Origin of the sequence: Kitasatospora sp. NBC_01246 (assembly GCF_036226505.1) — a bacterium.
Lineage (GTDB): Bacteria > Actinomycetota > Actinomycetes > Streptomycetales > Streptomycetaceae > Kitasatospora.
This window is the reverse complement of sequence record NZ_CP108484.1, coordinates 1,120,922-1,135,130: the sequence shown is the minus strand read 5'-3', so window position 1 is coordinate 1,135,130 and position 14,209 is coordinate 1,120,922. Positions and strand designations below refer to the sequence as shown.

Annotated in this window: 14 protein-coding genes; 4 read left to right on the top strand and 10 right to left on the bottom strand. The window is 76.2% G+C overall.

All coding sequences use genetic code 11. The features are described from left to right. Nucleotides 1–72: 72 nt before the first annotated feature. The 5 genes from OG618_RS05090 to OG618_RS05070 form a co-directional block, all read right to left on the bottom strand. Nucleotides 73–429, bottom strand: a complete 357-nt coding sequence (locus OG618_RS05090; protein WP_329485969.1) for a hypothetical protein — start codon at nucleotides 427–429, stop codon at nucleotides 73–75. Between the two features lie 108 nt (nucleotides 430–537). Beyond that, complete coding sequence (locus OG618_RS05085) at nucleotides 538–699, bottom strand: hypothetical protein (protein ID WP_329485968.1); 162 nt, start codon at nucleotides 697–699, stop codon at nucleotides 538–540. Nucleotides 700–985: 286 nt separating this feature from the next. Then, on the bottom strand, nucleotides 986–2,200 hold the full coding sequence (locus tag OG618_RS05080; protein WP_329485967.1) for a cytochrome P450: 1,215 nt from the start codon (nucleotides 2,198–2,200) through the stop codon (nucleotides 986–988). A gap of 281 nt (nucleotides 2,201–2,481) precedes the next feature. Then, nucleotides 2,482–2,721: a ferredoxin gene (locus OG618_RS05075; protein ID WP_329485966.1), complete on the bottom strand. Its 240-nt coding sequence runs from the start codon at nucleotides 2,719–2,721 to the stop codon at nucleotides 2,482–2,484. 181 nt (nucleotides 2,722–2,902) lie between these two features. Then, entirely contained in the window at nucleotides 2,903–4,471 is a 1,569-nt protein-coding gene (locus OG618_RS05070; protein ID WP_329485965.1) for an ATP-dependent DNA ligase, read from the bottom strand. 338 nt (nucleotides 4,472–4,809) lie between these two features. On the opposite strand from OG618_RS05070, the gene OG618_RS05065 reads away from it, so the two are divergent. The 3 genes from OG618_RS05065 (at nucleotide 4,810) to OG618_RS05055 (ending at nucleotide 7,868) form a co-directional block, all read left to right on the top strand. Continuing rightward, nucleotides 4,810–4,977 carry a hypothetical protein gene (locus OG618_RS05065; RefSeq protein ID WP_329485964.1) on the top strand — a complete coding sequence of 56 codons (168 nt, stop codon included), beginning with the start codon at nucleotides 4,810–4,812 and terminating at the stop codon, nucleotides 4,975–4,977. Nucleotides 4,978–5,151: 174 nt separating this feature from the next. Beyond that, nucleotides 5,152–6,144 carry a CAP domain-containing protein gene (locus tag OG618_RS05060; protein ID WP_329485963.1) on the top strand — a complete coding sequence of 331 codons (993 nt, stop codon included), beginning with the start codon at nucleotides 5,152–5,154 and terminating at the stop codon, nucleotides 6,142–6,144. Between the two features lie 122 nt (nucleotides 6,145–6,266). Next, nucleotides 6,267–7,868 carry a sigma-70 family RNA polymerase sigma factor gene (locus OG618_RS05055; RefSeq protein ID WP_329485962.1) on the top strand — a complete coding sequence of 534 codons (1,602 nt, stop codon included), beginning with the start codon at nucleotides 6,267–6,269 and terminating at the stop codon, nucleotides 7,866–7,868. A gap of 49 nt (nucleotides 7,869–7,917) precedes the next feature. Here the strand turns inward: OG618_RS05055 and OG618_RS05050 are convergent, their stop codons facing one another. After that, entirely contained in the window at nucleotides 7,918–8,169 is a 252-nt protein-coding gene (locus OG618_RS05050; protein ID WP_329485961.1) for a hypothetical protein, read from the bottom strand. Between the two features lie 50 nt (nucleotides 8,170–8,219). Continuing rightward, nucleotides 8,220–8,432: a hypothetical protein gene (locus OG618_RS05045; protein ID WP_329485960.1), complete on the bottom strand. Its 213-nt coding sequence runs from the start codon at nucleotides 8,430–8,432 to the stop codon at nucleotides 8,220–8,222. A gap of 408 nt (nucleotides 8,433–8,840) precedes the next feature. On the opposite strand from OG618_RS05045, the gene OG618_RS05040 reads away from it, so the two are divergent. Continuing rightward, a complete protein-coding gene (locus OG618_RS05040; RefSeq protein ID WP_329485959.1) occupies nucleotides 8,841–9,941 on the top strand; it encodes a baeRF3 domain-containing protein in 1,101 nt (366 codons plus the stop codon). A gap of 480 nt (nucleotides 9,942–10,421) precedes the next feature. Here OG618_RS05040 and OG618_RS05035 read toward each other — a convergent pair whose 3' ends face one another. The 3 genes from OG618_RS05035 to OG618_RS05025 form a co-directional block, all read right to left on the bottom strand. Continuing rightward, complete coding sequence (locus OG618_RS05035) at nucleotides 10,422–11,354, bottom strand: hypothetical protein (RefSeq protein ID WP_329485958.1); 933 nt, start codon at nucleotides 11,352–11,354, stop codon at nucleotides 10,422–10,424. Next, nucleotides 11,341–11,862 (bottom strand): SigE family RNA polymerase sigma factor, encoded by a 522-nt coding sequence (locus tag OG618_RS05030; RefSeq protein ID WP_329485957.1) that lies wholly within the window; start codon nucleotides 11,860–11,862, stop codon nucleotides 11,341–11,343. The genes OG618_RS05035 and OG618_RS05030 overlap by 14 nt, the downstream gene beginning before the upstream one ends. A gap of 464 nt (nucleotides 11,863–12,326) precedes the next feature. Beyond that, nucleotides 12,327–13,847 (bottom strand): M1 family metallopeptidase, encoded by a 1,521-nt coding sequence (locus OG618_RS05025; RefSeq protein WP_442906929.1) that lies wholly within the window; start codon nucleotides 13,845–13,847, stop codon nucleotides 12,327–12,329. Between the last annotated feature and the right edge of the window lie 362 nt (nucleotides 13,848–14,209).

The following is a 14,209-nucleotide window of genomic DNA, read 5'->3' as shown; positions in this document are numbered from 1 at the left end:
GCGTCGGGGAACGCCACACGGGGGTGACCCCACTCCCGGGCACCCGGGAGCGGGGTCACCCCCGTGTGCGCCTCAGACGCCGGGCGCCTGCGGGGCAGAGGCCCCGCGCCCGGTCTTCACGGTGTTGACCATGGCCTGGTGGATCGCCCGCGCCGTGATCTCGTCCGTCGCCGGCACGGGGCTGCCGGCCACGGTGTACCAGTCCAGCGCCCCGGTGTACTGCACGGTCAGCCGGGCCTCGCCGTCCACCCACGTGGTGTGCACGGTGAGGTCGCCGGAGATCGGGCCGACCTCGGCGGTGGTGACTCCGCCCGGTCCGCTGATGATCGACTGAGTGGTCCAGGTGGCCCAGGACGCCCGCGGGTCCCCGGGCCTCCCGGTCGGCCGTGCGCCCTGCGCCGCCGATGCGCTCTGCTGCTGCTCGCTCATGCGCCCATCCTTCCCCGCCGGGCCGCCGCCGAGCGGGCAGCGACACCCGCGGTCGCGGAGGCCGCCCGTCCGGCGGGCGGCCTCGTGGAGATCCTTCGTCCTGGAAGGTCAGCTGTACGCCTCGGGCTCCTCCGGAGGTGCGCCCTCCGCCTGCGAGGTGTCCTGCGCGTGCTGGTTCTGCATCGAGGTGATGCCCTCCTCGGGGTCGGCCGCGCGGATGTCCTCCTCCCGATCGACGCTCACCTCGGACCGTGCGCTCATATCGGTCATCGCGGGCTCCGTCTCCTCGGCCGGCCGGGGTCGCCCGAGAGCACCACAGCCTGCCGTGGTGCGGGCCGGCCGCCGGGCCGGGCTCCTGCTTCGCCCCTCCAGCCTGCCTCGGTGCCCGCGCCGCGGCCAACCGAGCCCGGGAGCCCCGTGCGCCGGGGCCGACCGGGCTCCGCGGTCGCGGCCGACCGGATCGGCCGGACCGGACGGGTGCCTGCGTCACCCCTTCTGCCCGGCCGCGCCCGCGTCATGCCCGTTCCGGGGCGCGGATCCGCTCCGGTGGCGGGTCTCACCAGGCGATCGGCAGCGCCTTCAGGCCGTAGATGAACGCGTCCGAACGGAAGGTGAGCTCGCTCTCCGGCACGGCGAGCCGTAGCCCGGGCAGCCGGTGGAAGAGCGTGGCGAGGGCGATCTGGAGCTCCGCCCGGGCCAGCGGCTGGCCCAGGCACTGGTGCACTCCGAAGCCGAACGCGAGGTGGCGCCGGGCGTCCCGGTCCACGTCCAGCTCGTCGGCGGGGAGGTGGCCCGGGGCGCCGAAGAGCTCCTCGTCCCGGTTGGCGGTGGAGAGCATCGCGACCACCCCGTCGCCGGCCCGGATCCGGACGCCGCCCAGCTCGACGTCCTCCAGCGCCAGTCGGGGCAGCCCCATGTGGATGATGGTGAGGTGGCGCAGCAGCTCCTCGACCGCGCCGGGGACGGCCGCCGGGTCGGTCAGCCGCGCGGCCTGCCCGGGGTGGCGCAGCAGCAGGAGGGTGGAGAGCCCGATCATGTTGGCGGTGGTCTCGTGGCCGGCGACCAGCAGCAGCATTCCGGTGGCGGCGATCTCGCGGAGGCTGAGGTCGTCGCGGGCGGCGAGCCGGCTGAGGATGTCGTCGCCGGGGCGGCGCCGCTTCTGCGCGGCGAGGCCGCCGAGGTAGTCGAGCAGCTCGGTCTGGGCCCGGCGCACCTCGGCCTCCTCCACCGTGGTGCTGACCAGGACGCGGCTGAGCTCCTGGAACATCTGCCGGTCCTCGTACGGGACGCCCAGCAGCAGGCAGATCACCAGGGAGGGCACCGGCAGCGCGAAGTCGCCGACCAGGTCGGCGGGGCCACCGGACGCGGTCATGCTGTCGAGGGCCTCGTCGACGATCTGCTGGACCTCGGGGCGCATCGCCTCGACCCGCTTGACCAGGAAGTCCCCGGTGACCATGCGGCGCAGCCGGGAGTGCTCGGGGTCGTCGAGGCGGAGGAAGTTGGGGTTGGCGGCGAGGATTGCCCGCCGGCCGGGGGTGAAGGACGGGAACTCCGGACGGCGGACGTCCGCGCTGAAACGGCGGTCGGAGAGCAGCGAGCGGACCTCGTGGTATCCGGTCACCAGCCAGCAGGAGGAGCCGTCCAGCAGCGCGGCGCGGGTGACGGTGCCCGCGCGGGCGGCCTCGGTGTAGACGGGGGGCGGGCTGAACGGGCAGACGCCGTCGTGCGGGGCGGGCAGCAGCGGGGCGGGGGCGGTGGGCGTGCTCGTCAAGGTGGGGTCTCCTCGCGTGGCGGAGCGATGGGCGGCAGGGGCGGGCGGCAGCGGACGGGCGGCGGGCCCCGGGGGGTGGACACGCGGGCCCGTCCGGCGGCCGGGAACCGGATGCCGGGTGACGTGGGGAAGGCCGCCGTGGGCGGCGGCCGGTGGGGGCGCCGGACCGGTCGGGCCCGGCGGGTGGTCAAGGAGGACGACGGAAGCTCAAGGAGGGCGGACGCTCAAGGAGGACGGCGGGCGGCCCGGGGCGGGCGGGAGCACCGGCCCGGCGGCGGCCCCTAACCGGCCGCGGGGCCCGTCCGCTCCCGGTCTCTCTCCGGAGCCTCCTCGGCGACGGTGATCGCGCCGCCCGGGCAGAGCTCGGAGGCCAGCCGCACGTCGGCGAACCGCGCCGGCGGCAGAACGGTCAGACGGAGCCTCACCAGGCCGTCGTGGTCGTCCTGTTCGAAGACCTCCGGCGCCGTGACGACGCACTGGCCGGAGCTGCAGCAGCGGTCCTGGTCGATGCTCACCTGCATGTACGGACACCTCTCAGTGGTGTGGCACCGGATCGCCCGGGCCGGCTGCCCCCCGCCGTCCACGCCAACGTAGCCGTCGCTCTGTCGCACACGAAGGGTGCGTCGCCATACTCGTGCAGAATGGCCGATTCCACACTCAACCCGAACAAAGCTCTGGCAAAGGCGGTTTGACCGACCGTCATCACCCTTCCGAGGCGGGTCCGGCCTCGCTGAGCCCCTCCGCCGCGGCGATCTCCCGGACGGTGGCCACGGTGTCCGCCTCGTCCGCGCTCTTGTCGGGCCGGTAGCGCAGCACCCGGGCGAACCGCAGGGCGAGCCCGGCGGGATAGCGGGGGCTGCGCTGGACGCCGTCGAAGGCGATCTCCACGACGAGTTCCGGCCGTACCCGCACGGTGTACGAGTCCCGTTCGACCTCCCGGGCGAGGAGTTCGGTGGTCTGGCGGGCGAGCGTCTCGTCGGTCAGGCCCTTGAAGGTCTTGCCGAGCATCACCCAGGGCCCGAGGCCGGGCTCGCCGGCGGCCCGGGCGCCGAGGTGCAGGTTGCTGAGGAAGCCGCGCCGTCGGCCGCTGCCCCACTCGGCGGCGAGCACCACGAGGTCCAGGGTGTGCCGGGGCTTGACCTTGATCCACCCGGCTCCGCGCCGGCCGGCCGCGTAGCCGGCCGCGGGGTCCTTGGCCAGCACGCCCTCGTGGCCCAGCGCCAGCGTGTCCCGGAAGAAGGCCAGGGCGGCCTCGCGGTCCGCCGTCCCGGTGCGCGCCACCCGCAGGGCGGCCGGCACCGACTCGTCGAGGGCCGCCCAGCGGTCCAGCCCCGGCCGGTCCACGAAGTCCACGCCGTCGCGGTGCAGCAGGTCGAAGAAGTAGGCGTTGAGCGGCACTTCGGCGCGCAGCCGGTCCGGGTCCTGCCGGGAGGCGGTCCGCGCGGCGGTCTCCTGGAACGGCCGGGGGCGGCCGTCGGGGCCGAGCGCGATCGCCTCGCCGTCCAGTACCGCCGAGCGGACCGGCAGGGCGAGGGCCGCCTCGACCACCTCGGGCACCCGGGCGGTGATGTCGTCCAGGCTCCGGGTGAACACCGCGACGTCCCGGCCGTCCCGGTGCACCTGGATCCGGATGCCGTCCAGCTTCCACTCCAGCGTGGCCGGGCCGATCCGGTCGAGCGCGGCGGCGACGTCCGGTGCCGAGGCGGCCAGCATCGGCCGGACCGGGCGGCCGACCTCCAGCCGGAACGCCTCCAGGGCGGGCACGCCGCCGGTCAGCGCGGCCTCGGCCACCGCGCGGGCCGAACCCCGGAACATCAGCGCCCGCCGCACCGCCGCCGCCGGGACGCCGGCGGCCTGGGCGACGGCGTCGGCCACCACCGCGTCCAGCGCGCCCTGGCGCAGCTCGCCGACCAGCACCGCCCGCAGGAACGCCTGCTCGACCTCGGTGGCCCGCCCGAACAGCTCGGCCAGCAGCCGCTGCCGCTCGGCCCTGGCGCCCGGGCCGTGCACCCCGGCGATGGTCTCCAGGGCCTGCTCGGTCTCCCGGACGCCCCAGGACGGCTCGGCGACGGCGGGCGGCAGGTCGCGCAGGGCCGCCGGTCCGATGCCGGTGCGCAACCGGTGGGCCTCTCCGGAGAGCAGGGCCACCGCCGCCGGGGCCTCGGCCGGGCCGAGCTCGCGCAGGCAGTCCGCCAGCAGCGTGGTCTTGGCCCGGCGGCCGGGCTCGCCCGCCACGGCGCGGGAGGTCAGGGCCAGGTGCCGGAGCAGCATGGGGGCTCCTCGATGGGGGCTCGGCGCCGGCCGGACCCGAGAACCGGCCGGACCCGAGAACCGGCCGGACCCGAGTGCCGGCCGGACCCGAGAGCGGGGCCGGACGCGGCATCGGGGCCGACCGGGACGCGGGAGGCGCGGATCGGACCGGCGAACGGATCGGGCGGGGAGGCTCCAGCATCCGCGACGCGGCCCGTTCCGGATCGCAGGACACGCCCCGGGCGCGGCCGGAGGGATTGCGCCACCGCGTAGTGCACCGGCCGGGGCTCTTGGCCGTACCGTCCAGTGGAAGGGATCCGACGGCCCGTCATGCCGCGGACGTCCGGGCCGGCGCTGCGGTGGACGCGCCGCTCGCCCGGTTCAGGGCGACCGCCGCCGGGCGCGGCCGGCACGCCGTCCGCTGGAGCACCGCCGACGACGGCCACCGGGCCCGCGGCACGGACGGCCAGGTCCCCCACCGGACCGTGCTCGTGACCTACGCCATGGCGCCGGACGCCGCCGGCTGACAGGCTCCGGAAGCCTAGGTCCCCCCGGTTCCCCCGGTCCGACCGGCCACCGGCCACCGGCCACAGGCCGGAGCATCGGAAATTCGTTCGTACTTTCTGTTATCGGCGCGCCGCCGGGGGGTCTCCCAGGTGTCGGCACCCGTACCGGCCGGCCCGAACAGGAAGTGTGCCCAGGTGAACAGCGAAGACAGGACGACGATCCTCCCCGCCGTCGGGGGCCCGGACGCCTCCGACGGCGGCCGCGCGGCACGGCGCGCGGCCGACCGCCACCGGGGGCGCGGCCGTCGGGGCCGCCGCCGTCGCAGCGTCGGCCCGGTGGTGGCGGTGGTCGCCGCGGTGGCGGGTACCGGGGTGATCGCCGCGCTGGCCGGCGCCGGGTACGGCTACTACCACGGGTCCGCCGACCGGGACGGGCAGTGGACGGTGGCCCTGGACCCGCAGATCGCGGCGGAGGCCGGGGACCACAACGGGATCCAGATCCCCGGGTCCGGTGTCATCGACCCGGCGCTGAAGCCCTCGCCCACCGACAGCCCGTCCGCCGCCGACCCGGCCCACGCCGCCACCGCGACCCCGGCGCCGTCCGACTCGGCCGCCGCGGGCCAGAGCCCCTCGGCCGCTGCCGCCGCGACGACCGCGTCCGCCCCGGCCACGGCCTCGGCGACCGCCAAGCCGACCTCCACCGCGAGCGCGGGCACCGCCCCGAAGGCCTCGACGAGCGCGGCCGCGACGCCGCCCCGGACCACCGCGGCCCCCGCGAGCGGCGCCCCCGCGGGCGGCACCGCGGCCCAGTACGCCCAGCAGGTCGTGGACCTGGTCAACGCCCAGCGCGCCCAGAACGGGTGCGGACCGCTCACCGCCGACTCCCGGCTGGCCACTGCCGCCCAGGGCCACAGCGAGGACATGGCGGCCCGCAACTACTTCGACCACGCCAGCCCCGAGGGCCGGCACGCGGACTACCGGATCGAGGCGACCGGCTACCGCTGGAGCAGCTGGGGCGAGAACATCGCCCGCGGTCAGAAGGACCCGGCTGCCGTGATGGACGCCTGGATGAACAGCCCCGGCCACCGCGCCAACATCCTGAACTGCTCCTTCAAGCAGATCGGCGTCGGTGTGAAGACCGGCTCCGGCGGCCCCTGGTGGACCCAGGTCTTCGCCTCCCCGTCCTGATCTCCGGCCCCCGCTCGAACCCCCGTTTCCGAATCCGCGCGAATTGTTGTTATCTGAGCACTTCCCCGAGGTCTCCCAGGAGGCAACGGCGGACGGATGACGGCAAGACGGAGTGCGTACCCATGAACGTTGACGTGCAGAGCAGGACCGGGACGACCCTGGTGCTGGCGGCCCAGTCCGGCGACCGGCAGGCCCAGGAGGCGCTGGTCGCCGCCTGGTTGCCGCTGGTCTACAACGTCGCCGGCCGTGCGTTGAACGGCCACGCCGACGTCGACGACGTGGCCCAGGAGACCATGATCCGGGCGCTGGACGGCCTGGACGGGCTGCGCGACCCCGAATCCTTCCGCTCCTGGCTGGTCGCGATCACCATGAACCAGGTCCGCCGGCGCTTCACCGGCCAGCAGCAGAGCACCGTCGGCGGCCTCGACGAGGCCTGGGAGCTCGCCGACCCGCGGGCCGACTTCACCGACCTCACCATCCTGCGGCTGGGGCTGTCCGGCCAGCGCCGCGAGGTCGCCGAGGCCACCCGCTGGCTGGACCCGGACGACCGGGAGCTGCTCGCGCTCTGGTGGCTGGAGGCCTGCGGCGAACTCAGCCGGGCCGAACTCGCCGAGGCGCTCGACCTGACGCCGCAGCACACCGCGGTCCGGGTCCAGCGGATGAAGAAGCAGCTGGAGGCGGGCCGGGTGGTGGTCCGGGCGCTCACCGCCTACCCGCGCTGCGCGGAGCTGGTCGAGCTGACGGCGGGCTGGGACGGCACCCCGGACTCGGTGTGGCGCAAGCGCATCGCCCGGCACATCCGGGGCTGCGCCGGCTGCGACGGGCTCGGCCGGGACCTCTTCCCCGCCGAGGGCCTGCTGGCCGGCCTGGCGCTGGTGCCGATCCCGCTGGACTCGCCCACCGGGCTGCAGCTCCAGGCCGCGGCCGCCGCGGCCGGCTCCACCCCGCCGCCGGGCTCCGCCGGCGGGCCGGGGGGCGGTGCCACGGGCTCCGGGGGAGCGTCCGGACCGGGGGGAGCGCAGGGCCGGTTCGGCCCGATCCGGCGTCGGACGGCCGTCGCGGGCGGTACGGCGGCGGTGCTGGCCGTCGCGACCCTCGCCCTGGTCTGGCCGCATCCGCGACCCGAGCACGCCGCGCCCGAACCGACCACCCCGAGCGCCGCGCCCGACACCCTGCCCGACAGCCTGCCGGTGCCCGCGATACCCGTGCAGTCCGTACCGGAACCGCCCGTCACCGAGACCCCGGCGGCCCCGCCGGCGCCGACCTCGACACCCACCGAGCCGCCGGTGGCCGTCACTGCGCCGCCGTCCCCGGTGACCGCGCGCCCGGCCACGCCGCCCAGCCCGGAGCGCCAGCTGGTGGACCTCGTCAACGCCGAGCGTGCCAAGGTCGGCTGCGCCCCGCTGCGGATCGACCCCAAGCTGCACGCGGCGGCGCAGAAGCACTCGGACGACATGGTGGCCCGGAGCTACTTCGACCACGTCAACCCCGACGGCGCCCGCGCGGACGCCCGGCTGTCGGCGGCCGGCTACCGCTGGTCCCAGTGGGGCGAGAACCTCGACCGGGGCCCGACCGCCCCCGCCACCGTGGTCTCCCGTTGGATGGACGGCGGGATCCACCAGTCGAACATGCTGGACTGCGGCTTCAAGGACGTGGGCATCGGCGTGACCACCGGGCCCGGCGGCCTCTACTGGACCCAGGACCTCGGCGCCCCGCTCGGCTGACCACCGAGCGCCGGTACCGCCGGGACGGCCGCTACCGCCCGGACTGGCGTCAGGACGGCAGGCCGATCAGGCCGTCCGCCTGACCGGTCACGTGACCGGTGGCCTCGCCGAGCACCCCGCCGGCGTCGCCGACCTGCCCCGGCAGGGCGTCGGGCGCGGCGTTCAGCGTGCCGCCCTGCTGGAGCGGGCCGGACAGGTCCCCCCGGCCGCCGATCGCGCCCGCGTGCGCGCTGGGAGCGGTGAGGGAGGCCACGACACCCACGGCGAGCGAGGCGACGGCGAGCAAGCTGCGCTTCTTCATGCCCCGCCCAACGACACTGCGCCACCCGGGTTACGGCCGGGCCACCGGCTTCACCCGTCCTCGTCACGCGGGCGGGGGCCGAGCCGGGCGAGCGCGGCGTCGATCGGTACCAGCCGGGGGTGCTCCGGGCCGAGCCGGGCGGCCAGCACCGCCCGTGCCTCGACGAACAACCCGCGGGCCCGCGCGTCCTGTCCGGCGGCCGCCACCACCCGGCCCAGCCGCCACCGGTTCTCCGCCCACGCGGGGTGGTCGTGGCCGTGCACCCGCCGGTGCAGCTCCGCCGGCCTCGGCCAGGGCCCGCCGCGCGCCGCCGTGCCGGCCGCGCGCCGCGAGCAGCATGCCGGACACGTCCAGCGCGGTGGCCGGCCGGTGCGCGCGACAGCGCTCAGCGTAGGAGCTGGGCCCGCCGTACGACATAACTCTCCGACGATCAGGGGGTTCTGATCGCGTCTCAGCTGAGCGGCGGATCTTCCGTGGGCGGGGGCGGGCCTCCCGCTGGGTCCGGTGCGCCCGGTCCCACCGTGGATACGGACACCTTTTCGGTGGCGCCGGGCATAGGAGCGGGTTTGGATGGGGAGGGGTGGAGAGGCAAATCCGGCAAAGCTGGCAAACCATAAGAGAATCTGATTCTGCCGAGCATGTCGAGGCAACCGCGACAAGAAGGGCATCCGATGCACGCAGCCGAGCTCACGCCTGCCGTCCTCGCCGAACTGCGCCGCCCCCGGCGCTACCCGGCCGTCTCCATCCTGCTGCCCACCCACCGAAGCGAGCCCGACAACGCCCAGGACCCGGTGCGCCTGCGCAATCTGATCGCGGAGGCCAAGAACCGGCTGCACGCGGACGAGGCCGTGTCCCGGGCGGACCGGCTGGACGTGGTGGAGCAGTTGGACCGGGCCCTGCGGGAGATCGACCTGGTGCACGCCGAGGACGGTCTGGCGATCTTCGTGGCGCCCGGTGAGCACCAGGTCTGGTCGCTGCCCCGGAGCGTCGCCGCCCGGGTGGTGTTCTCCGAAACCTTCCTGACCCGCAACCTCGTCTCCGCCTACGCGGCCGGCGCGCCGTACTGGGTGCTGACGGTCGCCGCCGACCGGGTCGCGCTGTTCGGCGGTACGGCGTCGCGGCTGTCCGAGCACACGGCGGGCGCCTTCCCCCTGGACCAGGTCGGCCCGGACTGGGACGTCGAGCGCAAGGAGCGGATCGGCGACGTGCCGAGCACCTTCCGCGACGAGGAGACCAGGCGCTTCCTGCGGGACGCGGACACCGCGCTGGCCGCGGTCCTGGAGGCCGACGCGCGCCCGCTGTACGTGCTCGGCGAGGCCGCCGCGCTCGCCCTGCTGGACGAGGTCGGCACCGCCGTGAAGCGGGCCGCCGCCCAGGTGCCGCGCGGCGGCCTGGGGCACGCCTCGGCCGCGGCCGTCGCCGAGGCCGTCCGCCCCATCGTCGCGAAGCAGGAGCAGCAGGCCGTCGCCGAACTCCACGCGCGGCTCGACTCGGCCCAGAGCGTCAAGGCGCTGGCCGCCGGCATCGACGAGGTCTGGCAGAACGTGAACGAGGGCCGGGCGGCGCTGCTGGCGGTCGAGGAGGACTACTGGGAGCCGGTGCGGGTCACGGACAGCCACCTGGTGCCCACCACCGCCGACGAGCCGGACGTCCGCGACGACATGGTCGACGAGATCGTCGAGCGTGCCCTGGACACCGGCGCCAAGGTGCAGTTCGTCCCCTCCGGCGAGCTCGCCGGCCGCGACCGGATCGCCGCCGTGCTGCGCTACTGACCACCGTCCGCCCCGGGCCCAGTCGGTCACCCGGCCGGGCCCGGGGCTGTCTGCCGCCCGCGACCCGCGGTCCCGCCGCCGTCGGAGGACGGATGTCCGGCCCGCCGCCGAGGACGTCGAGGGGCGGGCGGCCGTCAGCGGGATCCTTCGCCCGGCGGCGGCGTTCCGCTCACCACCAGGGCCTGCCGGGCCGCCGCGGTGAGCCGCCCCGGTCGGGGGCCGGCCCGGCGGCCCGGCAGGCCCGCCGGGGCCGGTTCGCGGGGTGCCGGCGGCGCCGGGTGCACCGGGGCGGGGGCTCGGCCGCGTCCCGGGACGCCGGGGATCCGGGACGCGGCGGCGCGGACGGGGCGGCCGCCGAGCCCGCGGTGGCGGGCGCGCAGCCCAGCAGGAGCAGCATCAGGCCGACGAGGGTGCGACGGGGCAGGGCCATGGTGGGACCGCCTTCGGGATGCGGGGTGGGCGGAGCGGGGCCGGGCGGGTTCAGTCGACCAGGCTGCCGTCGGCGACCCCCGAGGCGCCGCCGGTGATCCGGACGGAGTCGACGATCTTCTGGACCAGGCCCAGGGTCCGGGTGGACGCGTGGTTCAGGCAGGCGGTCAGCTCGACCACCGCCACCGCGTCGCCCAGGGCGATGGTCCGGTACCCGGTGAGCTGGCTGGTGCCGCCGCGGAGGCTGCACTCCTTGTCGATCGTGGAGTCCTGCACGGCCATCGTGCTCCCCGCGATCTTCCCGAGGTAGGCCGGGTCCCTGAGCAGGGTCATGCTGACGAGTGCGCCGTCGGTCGCCAGGGCGGTGAGGGGCGTGCAGTAGCCCGGCTCGGGTGCGCACTCGGGCCCGCCCGCCAGCGGTTGGCTGGCCGTGTACCCGGTCGCGCGCAGCGGGTCGGGGGAGCGCACGACCAGGGTGGACCAGCCAGGCGGCACCCGGATGATCACACTGTTGAGTTCCGGGTACCGGACGGCCTGCCAGTCGTCCTCGGCGACGGGCAGGGAGCTCGGGGAGACGCTCGGCGCCGGGCTCGCGCCCTCCGGTGGCAGGCTCGGCGACGGGGCCCCGTTCCCGGGTGCGTCGGCGGCCGGTCCGCCCGCCGAGGGACGCAGGGCGGTGTGCGTCGGCGCGGGGGCGATGGCCGGGGCGGCGGCCAGCGCGGCGGCGAGCAGGCCCCCGGTCAGCCCGGCCCCGAGCCCGGCCGCCCGGCGCCGGCGGCGGTTGCGGGCGGCGAGTTCGCGGATCCGGTCCATCCGGTCGGCGGGCGCGGGCAGGTGCGGGGCGGCCCGCTGCAGCAGCACGCGCAGCTCGTCCTCCACCTCGGCGTCCGCCATCGAGAGGCCGTCGGGGGCGCCGAGCACGGGGTCGCCGAACCCGGGGTGTCCGGGCCGGCGGTCGGGGCGGTCGGGGTCAGACCAGGTCACGGCGTCCCCCCTCCAGCAGCAGCTCCCGGGTGGGCATCTTGCCGCGCAGGGCCTGCAGCGCCCGGTGCGTCTGGCTCTTGACCGTGCCCGTGGTACAGCCGAGTGCCTCGGCGGTCTCCTCGACGCTCAGGTCCTCGAAATACCGCAGCACGACCACCGCGCGCTGCCGCGGCGGGAGTGCCCGGACGGCGGCGGCCACCACCTCGCCGACCACCAGCTCCTCGAACGGGTCCGAGGTCACGGGCTGCTCCGGCAGTTCGCCGTGCGGCAGTTCCCCGTGCCAACGGCGCCGCCACCAGGAGACGTGCGAGTTCACCAGCACCCGCCGGACGTACGCCTCCGGCCGATCGATCGCGATCTTCTCCCACCGGGGCCAGACCTTGGCGAGCGCCGTCTGCAGCAGGTCCTCGGCGAGGTGCGGATCGCCGGTCAGCAGCCAGGCCATCCGCAGCAGGCGCGGGCTGCGGGCGGCGACGAACTCCTCGAAGTCCGGTGTCGCATCCCTCATCGTGCCGCCCCCGCCATGGTGCTCCCGTCGTTCCCGCCGTCATCGCCGGCCGTGGTGGCCGTGCCGTCGTCGTCCTACTCACGGCTGCTGAACGCGATGGGAGGTCGAACGGGTTGCCTGCCGGAAGGGCACATTTTCCAGCAGTGCGTCGCGGACCGGCGCCGCGGCCCCCGCCGGGCGTCACGGGCGGGGCCTCGGCATCGTCCGGAGCGGGCCGCCGGGGCCGGCCGGCGCGCGGACCTTGGACGGCCCGCGAGCCGGCCGGAACTCGGCCGGGCGGCGGGCGGGCCGTGTGACCACGATGCGCCCGCGGACCCCCGTCGTACAGGGCGCGCGATGGGCGCCCGAGCGCACCGGACCGGCGCGCTCCGGCGTACGGCGGGGCCGTGGCGACGGTGGCCGGCCGGGAGGCGGGGAGGGGCCCGCCGCACCGGGTGGGTCCGGCACCCCGGAGGGGAGCCGGCTCAGAGCGTCCCGCTGCCGCGCGGCGCCGGGACGGACCGGTCGGCCGCGCGGTCGGTCGGCGTGACCGGCGTGACGGTCCAGTCCGGGTGGCCCGGCATGGCCGGGGTCCGGTCGCCGTAGAGCCACTCGGTGAGGAAGGCGGTGAGGTCCTGGCCGGACACCTCCGAGGCGGTCCGGATGTAGTCCGCGGTGGTGGCCGTGCCGTCCCGGTGCCGGCGGAGGAACGTCCGCTCGATCCGGTCGAAGGCGGCCGCCCCGACCCACTCGCGCAGGGCGAACAGCACCAGGGCCCCGCCGGTGTACCGCTGGCTGTCGAAGAGGTCGGCGGCGGTCGGCGAGGCGACCGGCCCGGAGTCGTGGCGCCACTGGTCGCCCTTGGCGTACACGTCGCGCATCCGGTCGGTGAGGGTGGCGAAGCCGCCCGAGTCCGGCCAGCCGCGCTCGTAGCGGTACATCAGGCCGTAGAAGTCGGCGTGGCCCTCGTTCAGCCAGAGGTCCGCCCAGGTGCGCGGCGAGACGCTGTCGCCGAACCACGAGTGCACCAGCTCGTGCATCATGTGCGAGCCGATCAGGGGCTCGGGCTGGCGCAGGAAGTTCGGCTTGTAGAGGGTGAGGGTCTGCGTCTCCAGCCCGGTGAAGCCGAAGGCCGCCGGGTCGTCGGTGTTGGCGGGCAGCAGCCCGTACGTCTCGAACGGGAAGGCCCCGAGGTGCTGCTCGGCCCAGGCCAGCTGGCCCGGGGTGAGCGCGAGGGCGGGCTCCAGATCGGCGGCGCGCGCGGTCGGGACGACGTCCCGCAGCGGCAGCCCGCCCGGGCCGGTGCGCTCGCGCACCGTGTAGTCGCCGACCGACACCTGCACCAGCTCGGTGGCCATCGGCTCGCGCGAGACGTACCGGCGGGTGGTCTGCCCGCCGTCGCGCCGCTCGGTCGTCGTGAGCCGGCCGTTGGCCACCCCGTACAGCGCGTCCGGCGCGGTGACGGCGACGGTGAAGCGGGCCTTGTCGCTCGGGTGGTCGTTGCACGGGAACACGGTGTGCGCGCCGTCCGGCTGACCGGCCACCGCGAAGCCGTCGGGGGTGGGGACCCAGCCGGTGTGCGGCAGCTTCGCGGCGGGGTCGGCCGAGTAGTCGACCGTCACCCGGAGCGTGGCGTCGCGGCGCACCGGACGGGCCGGGACGACGGTCAGCTTCTCGTCGTGCGCGCGGAACGCGGCCGGCCGGCCGTCGACCCGGACGGCGTGCACGTCCAGGCCGAGCGCGTCCAGCTCCAGGCTGGGCAGGGCGGTGAGCGCCCGCGCCGTCAGCACGGCGGTGCCGTCGACCGTGCGGCTGTCGGGGCGGTAGCGGAGGTCGAGGTCGTAGCCCTGCACGTCGTAGCCGGCGTTCCCGAGCTGGGGGAAGACCGGGTCACCGACGCCGGCGGCCGGAGCGTCCGCCGCGGCCGTGCCGGGCGGCACCGCGGCGCCGAGCACCGCCGTCGCGAGTGCCAGTGCGATGACGAGGCTGGAGCGCGGCCTGGCCAGGGTGATCACCGCTTTCGTGTCGTGTCCCGGAGTGCGGCGGCGAGGTCCGCCGGTGCCGCAGGGCGACCTTTCGAGCACGGATCGTAGCGGATCGGTCGGACGGTCCGGGAGGCCGCGCGACACGCGGCATCCCCCGGACGGCCCACCGCGGTAGCCGAGTGGCTGCGGACTGTCATAGCGTTCGAAGTGCTCCGCCCCCTGACGGACGGGGCCACGGCCGTCGGAGCACCTGGCCAGGTCCGGCGGCCGTTCTTCATGCTCTCACCCCCGCCCGCCACGCGACTCCTGGGCGGGGGCGGGAGCTGGGGACGGGAAACCGCCCCGCCGGGCCCCCTCGCCGCGAGCCGTCGCCCCGCGCGAGC

Excerpts from the sequence above, each read along its gene's own strand:
- OG618_RS05090 (WP_329485969.1), bottom strand. The coding sequence starts at position 429 with ATGAGCGAGCAGCAGCAGAGCGCATCGGCGGCGCAGGGCGCACGGCCG.
- OG618_RS05085 (WP_329485968.1), bottom strand. The coding sequence starts at position 699 with ATGACCGATATGAGCGCACGGTCCGAGGTGAGCGTCGATCGGGAGGAG.
- OG618_RS05075 (WP_329485966.1), bottom strand. The coding sequence starts at position 2,721 with ATGCAGGTGAGCATCGACCAGGACCGCTGCTGCAGCTCCGGCCAGTGC.
- OG618_RS05070 (WP_329485965.1), bottom strand. The coding sequence starts at position 4,471 with ATGCTGCTCCGGCACCTGGCCCTGACCTCCCGCGCCGTGGCGGGCGAG.
- OG618_RS05055 (WP_329485962.1), top strand. The coding sequence starts at position 6,267 with ATGAACGTTGACGTGCAGAGCAGGACCGGGACGACCCTGGTGCTGGCG.
- OG618_RS05050 (WP_329485961.1), bottom strand. The coding sequence starts at position 8,169 with ATGAAGAAGCGCAGCTTGCTCGCCGTCGCCTCGCTCGCCGTGGGTGTC.
- OG618_RS05040 (WP_329485959.1), top strand. The coding sequence starts at position 8,841 with ATGCACGCAGCCGAGCTCACGCCTGCCGTCCTCGCCGAACTGCGCCGC.
- OG618_RS05030 (WP_329485957.1), bottom strand. The coding sequence starts at position 11,862 with ATGAGGGATGCGACACCGGACTTCGAGGAGTTCGTCGCCGCCCGCAGC.